This window comes from Methylomicrobium agile, assembly GCF_000733855.1.
GTDB classification, from domain to species: domain Bacteria; phylum Pseudomonadota; class Gammaproteobacteria; order Methylococcales; family Methylomonadaceae; genus Methylomicrobium; species Methylomicrobium agile.
Genome location: NZ_JPOJ01000001.1, coordinates 3,942,646 through 3,964,427, shown reverse-complemented (window position 1 = coordinate 3,964,427; position 21,782 = coordinate 3,942,646). Strand labels below are relative to the sequence as shown.

Here is a 21,782-nt window from a genome sequence, read left to right as displayed (position 1 = left end):
AGCGGCATGCGGATCTGGTTCAACAAGACCTTTTCGACGATCGGCGCGGTGTTCCGCCAACTGAAGGCCGGCTATCCGGATGATGGGATTACCCTCGTTTGCACGCATACGCACCGGACCGCGACTGCCTTCCTGGCGGCCGACGAAGCCTATCTGGAGCCTTCCGAACTGCATGGGCAGGAATATATCGACTGGTGCCTCGATTTTTGCCGCGAGCACCGGATCGAGCTTTTCTGGCCGGGCAAGGAAGCCGCGCTGGCCTGTAAAAATCGGGCGCCATTCGAGTCCGAAGGCGTCAGGCTGATGGCGGCGGCCGATTACCCCACGCTGACGCTGCTGCATAACAAGGCGGATTTTTACGCCGATTTGCCTAGAGAAGTCGCCTTGGTGATGGATTTCGTGGCGGTCAACGATGCCGAGGCTTTCGACCGGGCGGTAGAAATGCTTGCTTCGAAGCATAAGCGCCTGTGCGTGAAGCCGGCCGTTTCGGTCTACGGCCTCGGTTTCCGGATTCTGGACCGGGAACGCGACAGCATCATCCACCTGCTGAAAGGCGTCGAATACCAGATTCCGCTGCGGGAATTGCGGAACGGGATGCAGCATACGCCGCATTTCGATACGCTGCTGGTGATGGAGCATCTGGGCGGTCCCGAATGGAGCGTCGATTGCGCGGCCCGGCACGGCGAACTCTTGTGCGCGGTGCAGCGCAAAAAATCGCCGCTGGCAGGGCACGGCCAGTCGGTCGATAACCATTCCGCGATCGCCGGCATGACCGAGCGCCTGATCCGGCATTACCGTCTGAACGGCCTGGTGAATATCCAATACAAGGAAGGCGAGTCCGGCCCGCGCCTGCTCGAAATCAATCCGCGTCCGTCCGGCGGCTTCGGCATGGCGTGCCTTGCCGGCGCGAATCTGGCAAAGATTGCGTTCGAAGGCTTCAAAGGCGAAACGCCGGAGATTCCGCCGCTGCGTTACGGGCTTAAAGTCAGCGAAATCAATACGCCGGTGGTGTTAATGGATGAGGCGTGCATGGCCTGACCGTGTTTGTCCCATCAATCTGTCATGTTGCTTCGATAAGCTTCCGGTTCTATTGCAACTGACTGTAGCGTTTAAGGCTGCTTTTCGCAGGATGGCCGTGCGCATTTTCCGCATACGAAATTTTCATGACAAAACCCCTTTCCATTCCACTCGACAGCGGCGTTCTGCATTTTGACCTCGAACCGGGCCGCGTGCCGATTCGCCGTTTGCTCGGCTTTGCCTCGCGCATCGGCAGCCAGCGCAAATTCCTGTTGGTTAGCAAGGTGCTCGGCAAGCATTATCCGGTCAGCCCGTTGATGATGAGCTGGACCTACCGGGCATTGGCGCGATCGGTGCTGGACAGCGGGACAGGGCAACGCGCGCTCTGGATCGGGATGGCCGAAACTGCGACAGGCCTCGGCTACGGCGTGTTCGAGGCGGCTTGCCGGGAAGGCGCCGGGAACGGGCTGTTCATGCAGACCACGCGCTATCATCTGGAGGGGATGCCGCGCCTCGAATTCGACGAGGCGCACAGTCATGCGACCGATTTTTTCCTGTATTTTCCGGCCGAAGCGCAGGCGCAGGAGCTGTTCCGCCGCGCGGAAATCCTGGTGCTGATCGACGACGAAATCAGCACCGGGCGCACGTTTTTGCGGCTGATTCAGGCGTATCAGGCGATCAATCCCGGTTTGCGCAAAGTGTTTATCGTCAGCCTGGTCAATTTTGCGAAGACGGAAGACCGGGCGAAGCTCGAAGCGCAGGCCGGCGTGCCGGTCGAATGGGTGGCGCTGCGCAAGGGCAACATGCATTTCGAGGCGAACGGAGACGAAGCTTTGCCGTCGGCGGCAGCAGTCAACGTGATCGGCAACGGCTGCTGCAAGAAGCATTTGCTGGCCTGGCCCGGGCGTTTGGGGATCAAGGCCCCGATCGGCCTGGCCGATAACGATATTCGGGCGCTGCAAAGTTTGCTGGCTCCTGCCGATTCCGGCCCGCTGCTGGTGCTGGGCACCGGCGAATGCAATGCCCCGGCCTATCTGCTTGGCCGTGAATTGGAGCGCCGGGGCTACCGGGTCAAGGTGCAGAGCACGACCCGTTCGCCAATCCGTCCGGGCAGCGACATCGCCTCGGTCTGCCGTTTCGAGGACAACTACGACGACGGTATCGACAACTTTATTTACAACCTGAATCCCGACGCTTACCGATCGATCGTGCTTTGCCACGAAACCCCGCTGAGCGGACCTCTGCAGGAACGTCTCGATGCCTGGCGCGCGATCGGCGCCCGCATCGCCATCGATTCATCCACCGGACATGCAAAATTACATTTTTCTCGATCTGGATGACACCCTGTTCCAGACCTTGCGCAAGTGCGAGCACGGGCCGGACGATCCTGCGCTGGCAGTGCGCGCGTTTTTGCCCGACGGCACCCCGAATTCGTTCGCGACGCGCAAGCAGCAATGGCTGTGGCAGTGGTTCCAGAAGGATTTCAAGATCGTGCCGGTTACCGCGCGCGACGCGGGGGCTTTCGGGCGTGTGGATCTGCCGTTCCGCGAAGAGGCCGTGCTGAATCACGGCGCGGTGATCCTGGACCGGCAGCGCCGCATCGACAAGCCCTGGATGGAAAGAATGCAGGATCGCTTGCCCGGCTATTATGAAAAGCTGCTGGATGTGTGGGAAGAGGTGCGGGTTTTTGCCGGACGTAGCGAAGGCTACAAGTTGCGCCTGGTCCGCGATTTCGGGATCGACTGGTTCGGGGTCGTGAAGCACCGGTCGGCCCTTGAAGCGCCTTTGCGGGCATTGCTCGAAGAGGCCGTCAAGCCGCATCCCGCCTTTCGGGACGGCTGCCTGTACGCGCATTTGAACGGCAACAACCTGGCGATTTTGCCGAAACTCATCAACAAGGAGGACGCGGTACGGTATTTGCTCGATCGTTACCGCCGCCGGCATCCCGAGATTCTGACGTTCGGCGCGGGCGACAGCCGGACCGATGCGCCGTTTCTGGCGCTCTGCGACTATGCACTGATTCCTAAAAATACCCAGTTATTCCAAACCCTTGCTGGCGCAATGAAATGACGGTTCCGTTTACCGGCAGTTATTCGGCGGACGATGTCGAATTTTTACTGACCCCGATCGAGATGGAGGATACGCCGGTAGCGGTCAAGGAAGCCCTGATCCAGTCGGGGCGCCGGCATTATTCGGAAATGCTGACACGAGAATCGTTGCCGTCCGACGCTTATGTGCAATTGTTCCATGATGCCTTGGCGTTGAACGGCCGGCGCATGGCCGGGCATCTCCTGATCCTCGCTGACCGGATCGCCCGGCTGCGCAAGGGGCGGATCGCGCTGGTTTCGCTGGCGCGTGCCGGCACGCCGGTCGGGGTGCTTTTGAAGCACGTGCTGCAGCGCCATTTCGGCCGGAAAACTGCGCACTATTCGCTTTCGATCCTGCGCGACAAGGGCATCGATCGAAACGCGTTGCGCCATATTTTGCAGCGGCATCCCCCGGAATCCCTGGTGTTTGTGGACGGCTGGACCGGCAAGGGCGTGATCGCGGGGGAATTGGCGGCGAGTCTGGAGGATTTCGCCGCTTCCGACGGCATCCGCATACCGGCCGATTTATTCGTGTTGGCGGACTTGTCCGGTTCAGCGGCGGTCGCGGCCTCGCACGAGGATTATCTGATACCGTCCTGCGTGTTGAATTCGACCGTATCCGGCTTGATCAGCCGTTCCGTTTGGCGGCAAGGCATAGGCGACCCGGCGGCTTTTCACGGCTGTCTATACTATAAAGAATTCGAGCCGCACGACTTATCGCGCTTCTTTGTCGATGCGATGCTGGATTATGCGGAAGAGGTTTATCGACAATCCGGTGTGCCGGCGTCTGAACGGCCGTACGATTCGAAGCGGCTGAAGGCCGTTTCGCTCGATTTTTTGAAAGCTGTTGCTCAACGATATCGCATAAGCCATTATAATTACATCAAGCCGGGAATCGGCGAAGCGACCCGCGTATTGTTGAGGCGCGAAGCCGGGCGCTTGCTGCTCGAAAATCCGGGCTCGGAAGCCACGCGGCATTTGCTTTGGCTGGCCGAGTCGAAATCGATCCCGATCGAAGTGTGCCAGGATATGCCTTACCGCGCGGCTGCCTTAATCAAAGAGGTTAAATGAATCAGATTACCGCTGTTTCCGAACAAGACCGGCCGTTCTCGCCGTGGCAGCTGGGGGCGCCGCTGTACATGCCCGCTCACCGGCTCGACCTCCGCGACATCGCGAACGGGGACAAGCTGCCCCAGCTGCGTTCGATGATTTTTTGCACCGAAGACGCGGTATTGAAATACGAGGTCGAAAGTTGCATTCGCCATCTGGGCTTGTGCATGCAGGGCTTCCGGGAAACCCGGCAGCGTTTCCGGTTCATTCGCGCCCGTGATCCCGAGATTCTTTCGCGGCTGCTGGATTTGCCGCACATCGAACGCATCGACGGCTTTGTGTTGCCCAAATTCACGATCGACAATTTTTCCGCCTACCTGGACCTGTTACGCGGCACTGCTTTCAAAGTGATGCCGACGCTCGAAACCCGGGAAGTGTTCGATTCGCAGGCGATGCATGAACTCCGTCAGGCTCTCCTTCAGGATGTGGAAGCGGAGCGCATCCTGATGCTCAGAATCGGCGGCAATGACTTGATGAATCTGTTGGGAATCCGCCGGCCCCGGTACATGACGCTTTACCAAACGCCTTTGGGTCATGTCGTGGCGCAACTGGTTGCCCTGTTCAAGCCTTACGGGTTCTCATTGTCGTCGCCCGTTTTCGAATATCTGGACGACTACGATACCCTGCAGCAGGAGATTCGCCAGGACTTGGCGCACGGCCTGACCGGTAAGACTGCTATCCATCCCGATCAGGTGCCGGCGATCGAAAATGCCTATCGCGTCGAACGCTTCGACTACGAAATGGCTCTGTCGATGCACGACAGTGCCGCGCCGGCCGTGTTCAGAATGCACGATGCGATGTGCGAAGTCGCGACGCACAGACAATGGGGCAACGAGATCATCATTCGGCACGCCTGCTACGGAAGCCGGGAGCTGGTGCCGCTGCCGGATTACAAGGAGGTCCACAGTTAACCATCCACATATCACCGTTGGAGGACTTACCGATGTATGATCGGCGTGTGTTCATCGGCCGATTTGATCATATCGATCAGGTAGGCGAGATTAACGGTGCAACTGCCAGGCTCGCCGTCGCAAGCAATCTCGGCGCTGATCTCTTCGCCATCTTTATTGCTGGCGATCAGCTGCATGTTGCCGTTTCTCCATTCCAGCGTGACGCGCAAGAGATTTTTTGAATCCTTGAGGATTTTCATTGATTCAAGGGCGGTCGCCAATACTGTCTTGCTGCAACGCATATCCCTAAACGGATGCTGAAATATCTTGTTGAAGTTCCGGGTATACTCCGCCCCCGCTAACGGGGCTTCGGTCATCGCCCCATCCAGTGACAGCCACGACCAGTCCAGACCCTTGAGTTCGTCATACGTCAACAGCCCTTCCTGCCAGAAAGCCTGAAAGACGCCCGCCTCGGTCCACTCCAGAAAGCGGCGATGTGCCGAGTTGCTGGAGCAAATGCCGGTGGCGTTCAATGCATTCCACTGACAGCCGGTCCGCAGCACGAACAAAATCGCGTTCATGGCATTGCGGTCAGGAACGCGAGGATTGTGGCACCCCAAAGGATGGGGCTTGCGACGCGGCAGTAAAGGCTCTATCCGCGCCCACAGCGCATCCGAAAGTCGCCAGCCATCGTCTTTTATCGCTAATCCCATACAAAATACCTTTTCAACAATAGTTCCAATTTTAGAGATCTCTTGCCAGACTGAGGTTCCTACCGGGATAGGCTCTAAGAGACGACCAGTGGGAACGGATTAAAGATCATTCAGAATGACCTGCCTTTTCTGCCATTCTATGAAATAATGAGCAACTGATGCTGGGTAACAAGCTTCCACATTGTTTTCACAATTGCTGCAAATTGTTTGCACGGTCGCCATTTATCTTAATCACCCAGAACGGTGAAACACGGTTCTAACTACTGATTAATCTGGATGAGAACAAGACTATGAACAGAACTTTACCCATACTCGCAATCGTTTTGACTTTTCCGTTGACTGTTGCCGCATTTCCTGGCGCTCAAGGTCCTGGATCGGAAGAACATCAGACACATCGCATCGAGCGGCTTACCAAGGAGCTGAATCTGACCGGTGAGCAAAAAAGCAAGGTCGAAGCGATCTTCAATGAGCAACATGAAAAACTCAAAGTGCTGCATGAAGAAACTCATACCAAACTCTGCACCGTATTGAGTCCCGAACAAATGTCCAAGCTTGAAGCGCTCAAAAAGCAGCGCCGTGAGCACTGGAAGCATAAAGAAGGCTCCCCGCAATCCAAGTAAGTTCTGTTTCACTGTCGAGGCGAGGTGACAAGAGAATAGAGCCAGTACATAAGAGACCTTAAGCTTAGGTCTTTCGCTTCCCTCGTTCCATAAGGTGTTTTATCGGACATGATAACCCAACGGCTGTTATCACGTAGGGATTACCTTGAAAGTTAAAGCCACGGCCCTGCAAAAGACGCTCTATCAAGTCAGGGCCGACTTGTTTTCCGACTATTTACGAACTGAGCCGCGTAACCCCAGAATTCAGGCTTATTCTACGGCATATAGCGAAAGCCCTAAAACGATTGAGGAAGGCTCGACGCTCCTCACTCGCTGTCAAGTTAATCTTTTCCATTTTGCCCATTTTTTAATCTTTTCAATTACATCCCATATATTGATATGAAAAGCGATATCGATTCTTCTGGCTCCGTTGCCTATGGTGGCGGTATGGGAAGTAGGGTGATTCTTTTAGCTTTAATTCTCGCGACGGCGGGTTATTTTTTACATCGAAGCAATTCGGTGGCGAAATCAAAGGCCGACCAGAACAGTGATGAACATCGACCGGTAGCGGTTGCCGTGGCGCCGACCTGGAAAAGTAATATGCCGATTTATTTGAACGGCCTTGGCACAATGACGCCGTTACGTACGGTTACGGTGCATTCCAGAGTGGAGGGCGAATTGGTGCGAGTGGCCTTCGATGAAGGCCAAACGGTTAAACGGGGCGATTTGTTGGCCGAGATCGATTCCAGGGCCTTCCAGGTGCAGTTGCAGCAGGCGTTGGGCCAGTTGCAGCATGATGAGGCGTTGTTGAAAAATGCCGAGATCGATTTGGCACGGTATAAAACCCTGCTGGCACAGGATTCAATCGCTGCCCAGCAAACGGCGACCCAGGAGGCCCTGGTCAAACAATATCGCGGCACTGTCGAAGTCGACAGGTCGCAGGTGAAAAACGCTCAATTGCAACTCAGCTATTGTCGGATTACCGCGCCGATCAACGGTCGGGTCGGTCTGCGTTTAGTCGACCAGGGCAATTTGGTGCGTGCCAGTGACAGTAACGGCTTGGTAGTGATTACGCAGTTGCAGCCGATCACCGCGGTCTTTTCATTACCTGAAGACAGTGTGCAAAAAGTGCTGAAACGCTGGCATGCGGGAGGCGCTCTGGCCGTCGAGGCCTACGACAGGGAAGGCCACGGCAAACTGGCCGACGGCAAACTGTTGGCGCTGGACAATCAGATCGATCCCACCACCGGCACTTACAGGTTGAAGGCCGAGTTCGACAATAAGGATCAAAGTCTGTTTCCCAATCAATTCGTCAATATCAAGATGCACTTGGATACTTTGCGCGATGTGGTTTTAGCTCCCGCCGCGGCGATTCAGCAGGGCGTTGACGGGAGTTTCGTCTACGTGGTCAAGGACAACGGCACGGCCGGGGTCGCACCGGTAAAACTCGGGCCCGGCGAAGGCGACACGGTTGCGGTCCTGGAAGGGTTGGGGCCGCAGCAAAAGGTGGTCGTCGACGGGGCCGACAAATTGCGCGAGGGGCAGCCAGTCAAAATCATCGGCAGCGATAAAGCGGAAACCACCCACGAATCTTCCGGAAAAGCCCACGGACCTTCTTGATCCATGACCGACGCCACCGCTTCCACACCGGGATTCAATCCGTCGCGCCTGTTCATCCTGCGCCCGGTCGCCACCTCGCTGTTGATGCTGGCCTTATTGCTGGTCGGCTTCATGGCGTACCGGCTGTTGCCGATTTCGGCGCTGCCTCAGGTCGATTATCCGACTATTCAGGTCGTCACGCTGTATCCGGGCGCCAGTCCGGACGTGACGACTTCGGTCATCACCGCGCCGTTGGAGCGCCAATTCGGCCAGATGCCGGGGCTGAGGCAAATGTCGTCGGCAAGTTCCGGCGGGGCTTCGGTCATCACCCTGCAGTTCAACCTGGAGCTGGCTTTGGATGTGGCCGAACAAACCGTCCAGGCGGCCATCAATGCGGCCGGCAATTTTTTGCCTACCGATTTGCCGATGCCGCCGATCTACAACAAGGTCAATCCGGCCGACGCGCCGATTCTGACGCTGGCGGTCAGCTCGCAGAGCATGAGCCTGACCCAGGTGGAAGACTTGATCGACACGAGGCTGGCGCAAAAAATCGCCCAATTGCCCGGCGTCGGCCTGGTCAACATCAGCGGCGGCCAGCGGCCGGCCGTGCGCGTTCGGGCCAATCCCAAGGCGCTGGCGGCTTACGGCCTCAGCCTGGAGGACTTGCGCGCCGCCATCGTGGCGGCCAACGTCAACCAGCCCAAAGGGGTATTCGACGGGCCGATGCGTTCGGCCATCATCGACAACAACGACCAGCTTCGCAGCGCCAAGGAATACGAAGATTTGGTGGTCGCGTACCGCAACGGCGCGCCGGTGCTGCTGTCGGCGGTGGCCGAAGCGGTGGATGCGAACGAGAATGTCCTACTGGCCGCCTGGGCGAACCGTGCCGCGGCGGTGATCGTCAATATCCAGCGCCAGCCTGGCGCCAATGTCATCGAAGTCGCCGACCGCATCAAGGCGTTGCTGCCGAAAATCCGGTCCTCGCTGCCCGGCGCGATCGACGTCGCGCCGCTGACCGATCGTACCGTCACGATTCGCGCCTCGGTGGAAGACGTGCAGTTCGAACTGCTGCTGGCCGTGGCGTTGGTGGTGATGGTGATTTTCCTGTTTTTACGCAACCTGCCGGCGACCGCGATTCCTGGCGTCGCCGTCCCCTTGTCGCTGATCGGCACGTTTGCCGTGATGTATCTGGCGGGGTTCAGCATCAACAACCTGACGCTGATGGCCCTGACCATCGCCACCGGCTTCGTGGTGGACGATGCCATCGTGGTAATCGAAAACATCTCTCGCTACATCGAGCAGGGCGATTCGCCGCTGGAAGCCGCACTGAAAGGCTCGCAGCAAATCGGCTTTACGATTATTTCGCTGACCGTGTCGTTGGTGGCGGTGTTGATCCCGCTGCTGTTCATGAGCGACGTGGTCGGACGTTTGTTCCGGGAGTTCGCCATTACCTTGGCGGTCGCTATTCTGATTTCCGCCGTCGTTTCGCTCACCCTGACTCCGATGATGTGCGCCAAAATCCTGAGGCGTTTGCCTGCCGAAAAGGCCGAAGCCGGCCAAGGCGGCTGGTACGGCCGGGTCATCGCCGGCTATGGCCGGACGCTGACCTGGGTATTGGACCGGCAATCTTTCACGCTGCTGGTCGCCGGCGCCACGCTGGCGTTGACCGTGGTGCTTTACATTGCGGTGCCGAAAGGTTTTTTTCCTTCTCAGGATACGGGCGTGATCCAGGGCGTTTCCGAAGCGCCGCCTAGCATTTCCTTCGCCGCGATGGCCGAGCGGCAGGCCCGGCTGGCGGATGTGATCCTGAAAGATCCGGCGGTCGCCAGCCTGTCCTCGTTTATCGGTGTCGACGGTACCAACCCGACCTTGAACAGCGGACGGTTTTTAATCAACCTGAAGCCGCATGGCGAGCGGGAGGACAGCGCCGAGGCCGTCATCCGGCGGCTGCGCGGAGAGCTGTCCGAAGTTGCCGGCATCGCTCTCTATTTGCAGCCGGTGCAGGATTTGACGTTGGAGAATCGGATCAGCCGCACCCAGTATCAGTTCACCCTGCAGGCGGTCGATTTCGGCGAGTTGAGCCGCTGGAGCGCCCGCCTGGTAGACGCCCTGCGCCGGCTGCCGCAATTGAGCGATGTCGCCAGCGATTTGCAGGAGCAGGGATTGCAGGCCTACGTGAGTATCGACCGGGCCACCGCCAGCCGGCTGGGTGTCAGCACCGCCGCCGTAGACAATACCTTGTATAACGCCTATGGCCAACGGTTGGTATCGACCATCTTCACCCAGTCCAACCAGTACCGTGTCGTACTCGAAATCGAATCCGACCGTCAAGCCGGCTTGGAAGCCATCGGCGAATTACGCGTGCCTGGCAGTAATGGAGCACAGGTGCCGCTCTCCGCGCTGGCCGATGTGTCGGAGCGGACGGCGCCCCTGGCAATCGGTCATCTGGATCAATTTCCTGCCGCAACCATTTCTTTCAATCTGGCGCCCGGTGTTGCGCTGGGCGAGGCGGTGGATGCGATAGAGTCCGCCAAACGGCAGATCGGCCTCCCGTTGAGCCTGCAGACGGCCTATCAAGGCGCCGCGCTGGCTTTCAGCGCTTCGTTGACCAATACCCTGTGGCTGATTCTGGCCGCGATCGTGACCGTCTATATCGTGCTCGGCGTCTTGTACGAAAGCTACATCCATCCTTTAACCATTTTGTCGACCCTGCCGTCGGCCGGGGTCGGCGCTTTGCTGGCGTTGATGGCGGCCGATATGGATCTGGGCATTATCGGCGTGATCGGCATCATCCTGTTGATCGGCATCGTCAAGAAAAACGCCATCATGATGATCGACTTTGCGCTGGAGGCCGAACGCAAACAGGGGTTGCCGCCGCGGGAAGCCATTTATCAAGCCTGCCTGCTGCGGTTCCGGCCGATTCTGATGACCACGATGGCCGCGATGCTCGGCGCCTTACCGCTGATGCTCGGCGGTGGCGTCGGATCGGAATTGCGCCATCCTCTGGGTATTACGATGGTCGGTGGATTATTGTTCAGCCAGCTTTTGACTTTGTATACCACGCCGGTCATCTATCTTGCGTTGGACAGGGCGGCAAGCCGTTTGCGCCATACGGTCGGCAAGGGCGAGCCCGTATGAATCCGTCGGCGCTCTTTATCCAACGGCCGGTAGCGACGACCTTATTGACCATCGGTTTGGCGTTGGCCGGCACCGTCGCTTTCCTGCAGTTGCCGGTAGCGCCATTGCCGCAAGTGGATTTTCCGACCATTTCCGTTTCGGCCGGCTTGCCGGGCGCGAGTCCCGAAACTATGGCGGCCACGGTCGCCGCGCCGTTGGAGCGATCGCTGGGGCGGATTGCCGGCATTACCGAAATGACGTCCGCCAGTTCGCTGGGTTCGACCACCATTACCTTACAATTCGATTTGAACCGCGATATCGACGGCGCGGCGCGCGACGTGCAGTCGGCCATCAATGCCGCCGGCAGTCTTTTGCCCACCAATTTGCCCAACCGTCCGAAATACCGCAAGGTCAATCCTTCCGATTCGCCGATTTTGATCCTGGCCCTGACCTCCGAGGTGTTGAGCCGAGGCCAAATGTACGACGCGGCATCGACCGTTTTGGCGCAAAAAATAGCGCAAATCCCCGGTATCGGCCAGGTGGCGGTGGGCGGCAGTTCGCTGCCGGCGGTGAGGGTGGAGCTGAATCCTTATTTACTGGCAAAATACGACCTCAGCCTCGAGGATGTGCGCAGCACCATCACAGCCGCCAATACCAACCGGCCGAAAGGCAGCCTTGCCGTTGGAGACCGCCAGTGGCAAATCCAGACTAACGACCAGGCGAAACGGGCCGAGGAATATAATCCTTTGATCGTGGCCTACCGCAACGGCGCCCCGGTCCGGATTTCCGATCTGGGCGAAGCGGTCGACTCGGTGGAAGACTTGCGCAACGCCGGCGTAAAGAACGGTAAACCCTCCGTGTTGTTGATCCTATTCAAACAGCCCGGCGCCAATATCCTCGAAACCGTGGAACAGGTCCAAGCCACGCTCCCTCAGCTTGCGGCCATGATACCCAGCACCATCGATTTGTCGGTTGTGGTGGACCGCTCGCTGACCATCCGCGCCTCGGTCGACGAGGTGGAACACAGCCTGCTGATCGCGATCGCCTTGGTGATCATGGTCATTCTGCTCTTTCTTCGCCGCCTACGCTCGGCCCTGATTCCGGTGATTGCGGTTCCGGTGTCCTTGATCGGCGCCTGCGCGGTGATGTATTTATGCGATTACAGCCTGGACAATCTGTCGTTGATGGCATTGACCATCGCCACCGGTTTCGTGGTGGACGATGCCATCGTCGTGCTGGAAAACATCAGCCGGCATATCGAAGAAGGACAGCCGCCGTATGCGGCCGCCTTGATCGGCGCAAAAGACGTAGGGTTCACCGTCCTGTCGATGAGTTTGTCGCTGATTGCCGTGTTCATTCCGATTCTGTTGATGGGAGGGATCGTAGGACGGCTGTTCCGCGAGTTTGCGGTGACGCTTTCCGCCGCAGTCCTGGTGTCCCTGGTCGTTTCGCTGACCGTCACGCCGATGCTGTGCGCGCGTTGGCTGCAAACCGATCGCCATACGCCGGGCCGGCTCTCGCAAGCCATCGAAAGCGGATTCTTGTTTTTTCACCGCGGCTACCGGTCCAGCTTGCGCTGGGCCTTGCGCCATGCGCCGTGGATGATGCTGATTTTATTGGCGTGCATCGGTTTGAACGTTTATCTCTATATCAAGGTGCCCAAAGGCTTTTTTCCGGTGCAGGATAACGGCCGCCTGGCCGGCAGCATTGTGGCGGACCAGGCGATTTCCTTTCAAGCGATGAAGAAAAAGCTGCTGGATTTCGCCGGGATTCTACAAAAGGATTCGACTGTCGTTTCCGTGGTCGGCTTCGCGGGCGGCGGGCAAAACATCAACAGCGCGCGGATGTTCGTGGAGTTGAAGTCCCCCGAGCAGCGCAGCGAATCCATCGGCAAAACCATGCAGCGCCTGCGCAAGCAATTGTCCGATGAACCGGGCGCCGATTTGTTTTTGCAGCCGGTCCAGGATCTGCGTATCGGCGGACGGACGTCGGCGTCTTTGTATGAATTTACCCTGCGCTCGGAAAATCTTGCGGATCTGCGCGAATGGACGCCGAAAATCGTCGCCGCCCTGCAAAATAAATCGAAATTGGTCGATGTCAACACGGACCAACAGGATAAGGGGCAGCAGATTTCGTTACAGGTCGACCGCGACAAGGCGGCCCGGTACGGTGTCACCCAAGCGGCAGTGGACGCGGCTTTAAATAATGCTTTCGGACAGCGGCAGGTGTCGGTCATTTACAATCCGCTCAACCAATACCACGTGGTCATGGAGTTGGCACCCGAGTATTGGCACGATCCGCAAATCCTTCGGCAGCTTTATGTGACTGGCAGCGGACAGAACGGCGCCAAGCAGATTCCGGTGACCGCCATTGCCGACTTTCGGCCAACCCACGCGCCTTTGACCGTCAACCATCAGGGCCAGTTTGCGGCGGCGACGATCTCGTTCAATTTGAAGCCGGGCGCGTCGCTGTCCGACGCCACCCAAGTAATACAAGCGACGATGAGCGAAATCGGCGTGCCGGGCACCGTGCGCGGCAGTTTTCAGGGCGCCGCCAAAGCGTTTCAGGAGTCGTTGCGCGACCAGCCTTGGTTGATTCTGGCGGCATTGGTCACGATTTACATCGTGCTGGGCATGCTGTACGAAAGTTACGTCCATCCTCTGACCATTCTGTCGACCCTGCCGTCGGCCGGCATGGGCGCGCTTTTGGCATTGATGATCTGCGGTACCGAGTTCAGCATCATCGCCTTGATCGGCGTGATTCTGTTGATCGGCATCGTCAAGAAAAACGCCATCATGATGATCGATTTTGCGTTGGAAGCCGAACGCGAACGGGGCCTAAGCAGCGAGGAGGCCATTTTTCAGGCCTGTTTGCTGCGCTTCCGGCCTATCATGATGACCACGATGGCGGCCATGCTCGGCGCCTTGCCGCTTGCGCTGGCGTCCGGATACGGCGCGGAGTTGCGTCAGCCGTTGGGTATTTCCATCGTCGGCGGCTTGCTGGTCAGCCAATTGCTGACTTTGTACACCACGCCGGTCGTCTATCTTTATTTGGATAGGTTGAGCATGTGGGGACGCCGGTTTTTCAAGAAGTCGTCCGCCCGGCCGGGCGATAGGGTTTCACGTTAGGACAACGTATGCAGATTCGTTTCGCCAACTTGCTTTTTTACGCCGTCATGGCCGCGACCGTTGAAGGATGCATGATGGGGCCGGATTACGTGAAGCCCAAGGTGCAAGTGCCGGTCGCCTTCAAGGAGCTGCAAGGCTGGCAACAAGCGCAGCCCAAGGACGACCGGTTGCCCGGCAAATGGTGGGAAATGTTCGGCGATCCCCAACTGAACGCTCTGGAAGAGCAAGTGGTGGACAATAATCAAACCCTGGCGGCCGCGGAAGCGCAATATCGGCAAGCGCAACATTTGGTGCAAACGGCATTGGCTGCGTATTTGCCGACCGGCGGCGTTGCCGCCACGGTCAATCGGTTTAGAGCGGCCACCGGTCAGAATGTGGCGGTTTCCGGTGTTCGTTATTTGTTCGGTACGGCTCTGAATATTTCCTGGGAGCCGGACCTGTGGGGGAGCGTGCGCCGCCAGGTGGAAGCCAACGTCGGCAGCGCTCAGGCCAGTGCCGCTACCTTGCAGGCTTTGTGTTTGTCGACGCAGGCGACGCTGGCGCAGGATTATTTCCAGTTGCGGGCGCTGGATGCCCAGCGGCAATTACTGAATCAGACCGTGGCGGCCTATCGGAAAACCCTGGAGATCACCCGCAACCGTTACGCGGTGGGCGTAGCGGCCCTTAGCGACGTGGTACAGGCCGAAGCGCAACTGGAATCCGCAAGAGCGCAAGCGGTCGATGTGGAGGTGATGCGCTCGCAAATGGAACATGCGCTCGCGGTGCTGGTCGGCAAATCGCCTGCCGAATTGGATATCGGGCAGGGCGCTTTAACGACCAGGCTGCCGACGATTCCGGTCGCGGTGCCGTCGGCGGTATTGGAACGCCGGCCGGACATCGCCAGCGCGGAACGTTCGATGGCGGCCACCAACGCTAAAATCGGCGTGGCCAAAGCCGCTTATTTTCCTACTTTGACCTTGTCGGCCACCAACGGCTTTCAAACCGCGAATCTCTCGAAATTGTTCTCGATGGCCACCCGTTATTGGGCGCTGGGACCGGCTGCGGCGGCCTGGACCCTATTGGACGGCGGCGCGCATTCGGCTCAACTCAAACAGGCCATCGATGCTTTCGATGCCAGCGTCGCCCAATACCGGCAAAGCGTTCTGACCGGTTTTCAGGAAGTGGAGGACAGTTTGTCGGCGTTGCGCACCCTGGAAGAAGAATCTCATGTGCAGGACAAAGCCGTACGAGCCGCGGAATCCGCTTTGACGATTACCGAAAACCAATACAAGGCCGGCACGGTCGGTTATTCGAATGTGATGATCGCTCAAGCTGCCGCACTGAACAATCGGAAGTCGGCGGTGACTGTGTTCGGACAGCGGTTGATTTATGCTGTGCAACTCGTCAAAGCCTTGGGAGGGGGATGGGGCAGTGCGGATTTACCGGATGCTGATTCGGCGGCGGGTGAACGCAAATGGACTGATTTTTTGCCGTTCCCCCTTCAATAATCAGGAAACTGGTAGGGGGACGAGTAGCCCAAAGGAATCACACCTTCAGGCTCTCACGCAACGGTACGTGAATCTCCCGATTCATACCGCTCCTATCGTCCCGTCATTCCAGCGAAGGGGATTTGCCAATGCACGAAATCACGCATTGCGCCTCTTTTTCAGTTTTGCAATGGATGATACAGTCATCAGCGTAGTGCTCGAATGGCTTTCCGGCGTGATTTCGCTGCATCCACTTGTCGAATACATGGTGCAAATAGAGATTGGCCAGCAACGGACTGATGACGCCGCTTTATTAGGTATACCTACTAGTTGTTCAGTCCCACATTTAACTGGTTAGGATTTACAACAAAGATATCCGGCTGCTTATCCTACCATTGCAGGATGGCCTCAAAGGGTGTCTTACGGCCTAGGGCCCGTAATTTGAGGTTGAAGTTGTAATTTAGCAGGTAGTGGTAGAGATGGGTTTTGAGCGCGTCCACATTGTCATAGTGGAAACGTTGGGTCGTGTTGGCCTTGACCTTTTTGTTCATCGCCTCGGCCCTGCCGTTCGTCCACGGGTGCTTGACCAGGGTGGTGCGGTGTTCGATCTGTTGGGCCTTGCACAGCGCAACGAACGGATGTTCCTTGTCCTTGGGCTTCTTGGCGTCGGGCAAGGGGTTATAGCTGAACTCGATGCCGTTGTCGGTGAGCAGCTTTTCGACCTTGAACGGATATTGTGCCAGGGCGTTTTCCAGAAAGGCGGTAGCGGTCTCCATGCGCTTGTTGTCGTGCAGCTCTAGATAGACGTAGCGGGTGGCGCGGTCGATGGCAACGAACAGGTACTCCTTGTCTTTGCCCAAGTTGATTTGGGCCGTGTCGAGGTGGAGAAAGCCCGGTGCGTAGGTTTTGAACGTCCGGGTGGTGGTCTTTTCCTCGTCCGGCAACAGGTCGGCCAAGCGGCTGACACCGTGGCGTTGCAGGCAGCGGTGCAGGTTGGAGCGGGTCAGTGCCGGTATCTGCGGCAGCAACAGATCGTACAAGTCATCCAAGGGCAATAAGGTCTTACGCCGGGTTTCGACGTCCACCGCGGTCAGCACGCTGCCTTGGCCGGGTTTGCTGCCGCACTTGAGGTCTTCGACCGACTCCCGCTTCCGCCACTTCTGGACAGTTTTGGGGTTGATCCCGTAGCACTTGGCGAGTTTGACGAGACTTTCTTGAGAGTCTTGAATTTTTTCTCGGACAACGTGCGTGGTCGTGGCTGTTCCGTGGAGTACTTGCCCCATCGTTTTTCCTCTTTCAGTTGGGAATAGGTTACACCATTTAAACTCGGGACTAGACATATAGTCGGCTCGGCACCGTGTCAATGCTGGCTGGAATCGATCTACACTCGGGGCATATCATGGCTAATGTAGAGGATCGGCATCGTAGTTGGGAGTTTATTGCGTTACTCAAGCGATTCGATGAGTACTATCCGCCAGAGGCTGTTATCCGGGTAGTTCTGGACAATCCTCGGCCCACATTTCAAAAGAGAGCATGGCCTATCGAAGTGCGCATCGGCTTCATGAATCTGGTTTACAACATGCAGCGATTTTGCACCCTGCAGAGGGTTGCTGTGTCTTGATGACGCCAAGCCGGGCTGATAAAGCCCTAAATTAAAAAAGAGAGACTAGGAAAATCCATTTTTGAGGACGTTTTAGGCCTCAAATCAGTTGATTCCTGTATCTTTAGAGGTCCTCTAAAGTCCGTCGCCGATATTTCGGGATCAATACCCCATGATATTTGCACTCCCAGCGGGAGTGACTTACGCTTTCGTTCTTGTCCAGCGGGTTCTCCTCTATCGTGTACTTGGCGGTTCACGATGCCGAGTTTCCTGATGAGCTCCGCTGAATGTCAAACTTTTGCTGTCTCCCCGGCAGACCCGGGGAAGTTTCTCATTATTTGTTAAGACTGCAGACGTTTTTCCATCAATATTATTGATTTTTATTTGAATAACAGACCTTATAAAGAAGGAATCAAGACCTTCAGCTTCCGTCTCTTCTCTGATATTCGTGCAATTTGAATAACAGACTTTATAAAGAAAGAATTAAGGCAGTCTGTGGTGACAAGCTTGTCAGCTTATTAAAATTTAAATATCAGACCTTATTATAAGAAGGGATTAAAACAATGGATGTCTGGATGACGATAATGGACTGATCGTTTGATATTTCAATCAAAAGTCACTAACCAAGAGAAAAAGCATGAAGAAGACCTTATTTTCAACCATTGCTATCGCTGCACTTACGTCTGGCTGTGCCAGCATTATTCACGGCGCCACTGACGAAGTAAAAGTCGGCAGTTATCCGGATCGTGTAGATTTCACTGTCAAAAATGAAGATGGTGAGATAGTGATGCGCGGAGTAACACCACAAACTATTTCACTAAAACGTGGCAATGGTTATTTCGATGGCGAAAATTATAATGTGGAGTTTGATCGTCAAGGATATGTCAGTCAATCGACATCAATCGAATCAGGGTTGAGCTGGATGTATCCTGGTAATCTCATTTTCGGTGGCCTTGTAGGGTTGCTGATTGTCGATCCGATCACTGGCGCCATGTGGAACTTGGACGATCAAGTAAGCGTCACGCTGATGCCAAAAAGCGCATCATTACCAAAGTAATTCACCAATGAGTATCCTGTAGCCTGGAGTTATCATGCTGTTTTCTTATACAAAAATGGAAAATAGCATGATAGAAACCAATATTTACCGTCTTATTTCTCTAACCACCGACACGATCGGCGTTTTTGCTTTGCTTCGAGAAATTGTCGGCTAAGGATAATCCGGAAAAATTATGTACAGCACAAGATTCGAAAATTAACAAAAATTTTATCTAAATAAAAATGAATAAGAAAAATTTTGTAGTTATATTGTCATCAATAACTACGATAGGATGCGCTAAATCGCTCTATATGCATGATACAAAAAATGCACAAGATTTTGAGAATGACAAATATGAATGTCGGTTAGTAGCAGAGCAATCGGCGGTAAATTGAGGGTCACCTGGAAACCCTTTCATGATTGCGTCCGACATCGATGAATGCTTAAAGATGAGATATGGACGGAGACAGGTCTAATCAAATTAGTCGAGATACAATTCGTCGTAACTGAATCAATTCCCCTTCCACCAATTGATTCAGTTACGCATACATAGCGTGTTGATACAAACCACGCGCCTTGGCGGCGAGAGCTGTTGATTTGGAGTCGCACCCAACCGGCCGCGCCCCGGCGGCATACCGAGGCGTTTGCGTATTTGTAGAGTTTGGCTCGGAAGAGATTAAGCTATACAAACGGGATTAATAAAAAGCGATAATTCGGGGGCAATTTTCTCGCCTAATCAAAAATAAAGTAGGGCAGAGTTTACCTCAATGCCATTAAGTTAAGAGCGTCGAGCGGGTCTTGCGTGGAGCCTAAAGCTTGTTTTGGAAAGATCGCTAAATCGACCAAAGTAAGCTTTGGACTCCATTCTTTCTTAACTTAACGGCATTGGAGTTTATCTGCCTTTGTTTTATTTGAATAACGTATCTCATAAAGAAGGGATTTTTACTCGCTATTCGCTAGTAAACTGACAAGCTTGCCAACTCAGCCATTCGGTCGAGAATCCGCTACTTTATCCGCATGGCTAAACGGCAACTCTATCTGGCGGCTTACGATATTTCCTGTAACCGGCGGCTGCGCAAGGCATTGTATGTTTTGCGCGGTTATGCTTCGGGCGGACAAAAGTCGGTGTTCGAATGTTTTTTGACGGTTGTCGAAAAAGAGCAACTGCTGGAAGAGATTGCTCAAGTCATAAACCCTGAGGAGGACCGCTTTGTCATGGTGCGATTGGCGGGGGTGAAGCACATCCGTACGCTCGGCAAGGCGGTACTGCCTCAGGACGGTTCGTTCTTTTATGTGGGATAGCGGATGAGTAGTTTATATTTGGATCGCAAGAATCTCGGGATTAAGCTGGATGGCCAGGCATTGGCGCTTTATGAAGACGGCATTCGGAAAGGCTCGGTGCCGCTGCATTTGCTCGAGCGCATCGTATTGCGAGGCAATGCGCAGCTCGAAAGCCGGGTGCTGGGCGCATTGGCTGAACGCAATATCGGGCTGGTGATTCTATCCGGACGCAATACCGAGGCTACGGCGATGCTGGCCGGAGGTTCCCACGGCGATGGCGTTCGGCGATTGGGGCAATATCGCACGAGTATAGAAGACGGTCTGCGGATCCCGTTGGCGCGCCGGCTGGTGTTGATCAAGGTTCGTTCCCAGCGCCGTTTGTTGAAGCAGGCACTGGCGGCGCGAGCCGATCTACGCTATCCCTTGACGGGAGCCGCCACTACCTTGAACGGCATTCTCGCCCAGTTACGCGAGGATCGGCAGGCGCCGTCTCTCAGCACTTTGCGGGGACTGGAGGGCGCGGCGGCCGCCGCCTACTTCGCTGCTTTTACCCGGCTGTTTGCGCCGGAACTGAATTTTACCGGGCGCAATAAGCGGCCGCCGCCCGATCCGGTCAACGCTTGCCTGTCGTTAGGCTACACACTGCTGCATTATGACGCCGTGCGGGCCTGCCATATCGTCGGCCTGGACACCATGCTGGGTTTCTATCACGACCTGAGCTTCGGTCGCGAATCGCTGGCTTGCGACTTGATGGAGCCTTTGCGGCCTGTGATGGACGGATGGGTATGGCAATTGTTCCGCGAGCGGGAATTGCGGGCCGAGCATTTCAGCCACGATAAAGGGCGTTGCGTGATGAATAAAGCCGGCCGGCAGCGCTTTTATGCCTTCTATGAGGCTCGTGCGGGTTCGGCGAGGCGCTTGCTGCGCCGATACGGCTATGCGCTGGCAAGACGCTATCGAAGCGTTTACGAGGCTCGTCCATGAGGCCATTGTATATCGAAGGCGTTCCGGGATGCCGGGTCGTTCTGGACGAGCCGGCCCTCAGGGTGTCGCTGCCCGAAAAAGCGGATCAATTGTTTCCTTTATCGCGGATTTCCAGGGTCGTTTGCAAGGGCGTTGTCGAGTGGTCGATGTCCGCCTTGCTGGCCTGCGCCGATGCCGGCATTTTCGTGCTGTTTCTGGAGAAAAATGGGGAACTGCGTGCGCGCTGGTCGGGGCGGGGCGGCGAAAGGCAGGCAACGGCCCAGCGGCTGGTCGATTTACTGGCGCGAGCGGATGGGCCGGCATTGTACGAAAACTGGATGCGGTCGATGGAAAAACTGGCGGCGCGCAGCTTTGCCAGGCGGGCCGGCATGGCCGACTGGCGCGAAGCGCCGGTGATCGGTTTACGTTTTCAACTGGCCGACGGTTTGGGGCCCGAAGGCCGGCATCGCGCGCATCTGTTGTTGAGCCTGTTGCATGCCGAATTGCTTCTCTGGCTGCCCGAGGCCGGGTTCGGCGGCGACGAAGCGTTGCAGGACGGCGAACTCGATCTGGCGGCGTTTTTGAGTCGGCTGCTGCTCTGGGATTTTTATTCCGTGCTGTTGAATAGCGGGACAGCGACGGGCGGGGAGCCGCCGATGCAGGCGATGGCTTCGCTTTTTCATCAACGCGAGGATCGATGCTATTTGCTGTTCCGCAGCACCATCAATAAACTGCACCAGTTTCTCTTATCGGTAAGCTGATGGCGGACAGTCGGCCGGGCCTGTATCTGATCGCCTACGATATTGCCCATCCCAAGCGCTTGGGACGGGTGCACCGGATTTTAAAGAAAGAAGGATTGCCGGTACAGTATTCGATTTTTACGGTCGTGATGAAGCGCCCGCGCCTGCTGAGGTTGTTGGACCGCATTGCCGAGCAAATCAAGGAGGCGGAGGATGACGTGCGGTGCTATCGTCTTCCGGAGAATACCGAAACGGCATCCCTGGGAAAGCAATATTTTCCGGCGGACGTGATGTTGTTCTCCGGCGGCGTCGACAGGCTATTGGGCGTTGCGGGCAAGATTGTTTCGGGCGAGGACGGAAGTGCGTAGGTCGGGTTAGCGATAGCGTAACCCGACATTTCGACTTAATGGTGGTGATGCCGGCGCGTGGGAACGAG

17 protein-coding genes and 3 pseudogenes are annotated in these 21,782 nt (G+C 56.3%); 16 read left to right on the top strand and 4 right to left on the bottom strand.

Annotation, left to right across the window (positions count from 1 at the left end; all coding sequences use genetic code 11):
- Positions 1–6: 6 nt before the first annotated feature.
- The 5 genes from CC94_RS0118430 (at position 7) to CC94_RS0118410 (ending at position 5,125) form a co-directional block, all read left to right on the top strand.
- Positions 7–1,038 carry an ATP-grasp domain-containing protein gene (locus CC94_RS0118430; RefSeq protein ID WP_031431763.1) on the top strand — a complete coding sequence of 344 codons (1,032 nt, stop codon included), beginning with the start codon at positions 7–9 and terminating at the stop codon, positions 1,036–1,038.
- A 125-nt stretch (positions 1,039–1,163) separates the two neighbouring features.
- Positions 1,164–2,357, top strand: coding sequence for a phosphoribosyltransferase domain-containing protein (locus CC94_RS0118425; protein ID WP_031431762.1), 1,194 nt, complete (start codon positions 1,164–1,166; stop codon positions 2,355–2,357).
- A complete protein-coding gene (locus CC94_RS0118420) occupies positions 2,326–3,087 on the top strand; it encodes an HAD family hydrolase (RefSeq protein WP_031431761.1) in 762 nt (253 codons plus the stop codon). The genes CC94_RS0118425 and CC94_RS0118420 overlap by 32 nt, the downstream gene beginning before the upstream one ends.
- Complete coding sequence (locus CC94_RS0118415) at positions 3,084–4,175, top strand: cysteine protease StiP family protein (protein WP_031431760.1); 1,092 nt, start codon at positions 3,084–3,086, stop codon at positions 4,173–4,175. Before CC94_RS0118420 ends, CC94_RS0118415 begins: the two co-directional genes overlap by 4 nt.
- Complete coding sequence (locus CC94_RS0118410; RefSeq protein ID WP_031431759.1) at positions 4,172–5,125, top strand: HpcH/HpaI aldolase/citrate lyase family protein; 954 nt, start codon at positions 4,172–4,174, stop codon at positions 5,123–5,125. Before CC94_RS0118415 ends, CC94_RS0118410 begins: the two co-directional genes overlap by 4 nt.
- A gap of 326 nt (positions 5,126–5,451) precedes the next feature.
- Here the strand turns inward: CC94_RS0118410 and CC94_RS0118405 are convergent.
- A pseudogene (locus CC94_RS0118405) lies at positions 5,452–5,817 on the bottom strand (transposase); the annotation flags it as partial.
- Between the two features lie 290 nt (positions 5,818–6,107).
- Between CC94_RS0118405 and CC94_RS23285 the strand changes: the two are divergent.
- From CC94_RS23285 to CC94_RS0118380, 5 genes are all read left to right on the top strand, one after another.
- Entirely contained in the window at positions 6,108–6,437 is a 330-nt protein-coding gene (locus CC94_RS23285) for a Spy/CpxP family protein refolding chaperone (protein ID WP_084675388.1), read from the top strand.
- A 498-nt stretch (positions 6,438–6,935) separates the two neighbouring features.
- Positions 6,936–8,036, top strand: coding sequence for an MdtA/MuxA family multidrug efflux RND transporter periplasmic adaptor subunit (locus CC94_RS21810; protein WP_342666536.1), 1,101 nt, complete (start codon positions 6,936–6,938; stop codon positions 8,034–8,036).
- A 3-nt stretch (positions 8,037–8,039) separates the two neighbouring features.
- Entirely contained in the window at positions 8,040–11,153 is a 3,114-nt protein-coding gene (locus tag CC94_RS0118390) for an MdtB/MuxB family multidrug efflux RND transporter permease subunit (RefSeq protein WP_031431755.1), read from the top strand.
- Positions 11,150–14,260 (top strand): multidrug efflux RND transporter permease subunit, encoded by a 3,111-nt coding sequence (locus CC94_RS0118385; RefSeq protein WP_031431754.1) that lies wholly within the window; start codon positions 11,150–11,152, stop codon positions 14,258–14,260. The genes CC94_RS0118390 and CC94_RS0118385 overlap by 4 nt, the downstream gene beginning before the upstream one ends.
- Positions 14,261–14,268: 8 nt before the next feature.
- On the top strand, positions 14,269–15,747 hold the full coding sequence (locus CC94_RS0118380; RefSeq protein ID WP_031431753.1) for an efflux transporter outer membrane subunit: 1,479 nt from the start codon (positions 14,269–14,271) through the stop codon (positions 15,745–15,747).
- A 103-nt stretch (positions 15,748–15,850) separates the two neighbouring features.
- Here CC94_RS0118380 and CC94_RS25325 read toward each other — a convergent pair whose 3' ends face one another.
- On the bottom strand, positions 15,851–16,018 hold the full coding sequence (locus CC94_RS25325; protein WP_215731690.1) for a hypothetical protein: 168 nt from the start codon (positions 16,016–16,018) through the stop codon (positions 15,851–15,853).
- 97 nt (positions 16,019–16,115) lie between these two features.
- Entirely contained in the window at positions 16,116–17,009 is an 894-nt protein-coding gene (locus CC94_RS21805; protein WP_169740975.1) for a DDE-type integrase/transposase/recombinase, read from the bottom strand.
- Positions 17,010–17,065: 56 nt separating this feature from the next.
- Between CC94_RS21805 and CC94_RS0118370 the strand changes: the two are divergent.
- Positions 17,066–17,268, top strand: a pseudogene (locus CC94_RS0118370) (transposase); the annotation flags it as partial.
- A 194-nt stretch (positions 17,269–17,462) separates the two neighbouring features.
- Here CC94_RS0118370 and CC94_RS25570 read toward each other — a convergent pair.
- A pseudogene (locus CC94_RS25570) lies at positions 17,463–17,549 on the bottom strand (IS200/IS605 family transposase); the annotation flags it as partial.
- 414 nt (positions 17,550–17,963) lie between these two features.
- On the opposite strand from CC94_RS25570, the gene CC94_RS0118365 reads away from it, so the two are divergent.
- The 5 genes from CC94_RS0118365 (at position 17,964) to cas2 (CC94_RS0118345) (ending at position 21,714) form a co-directional block, all read left to right on the top strand.
- Complete coding sequence (locus CC94_RS0118365; RefSeq protein WP_036304128.1) at positions 17,964–18,383, top strand: hypothetical protein; 420 nt, start codon at positions 17,964–17,966, stop codon at positions 18,381–18,383.
- Between the two features lie 996 nt (positions 18,384–19,379).
- Positions 19,380–19,664 (top strand): CRISPR-associated endonuclease Cas2, encoded by a 285-nt coding sequence (gene cas2 / locus CC94_RS0118360; RefSeq protein ID WP_005372284.1) that lies wholly within the window; start codon positions 19,380–19,382, stop codon positions 19,662–19,664.
- Between the two features lie 3 nt (positions 19,665–19,667).
- Entirely contained in the window at positions 19,668–20,627 is a 960-nt protein-coding gene (gene cas1, locus CC94_RS0118355; protein ID WP_031431750.1) for a CRISPR-associated endonuclease Cas1, read from the top strand.
- Complete coding sequence (locus CC94_RS0118350; RefSeq protein ID WP_031431749.1) at positions 20,624–21,367, top strand: CRISPR-associated endonuclease Cas1; 744 nt, start codon at positions 20,624–20,626, stop codon at positions 21,365–21,367. Before cas1 ends, CC94_RS0118350 begins: the two co-directional genes overlap by 4 nt.
- Positions 21,367–21,714: a CRISPR-associated endonuclease Cas2 gene (gene cas2, locus CC94_RS0118345; protein WP_031431748.1), complete on the top strand. Its 348-nt coding sequence runs from the start codon at positions 21,367–21,369 to the stop codon at positions 21,712–21,714. Before CC94_RS0118350 ends, cas2 (CC94_RS0118345) begins: the two co-directional genes overlap by 1 nt.
- Positions 21,715–21,782 lie beyond the last annotated feature (68 nt).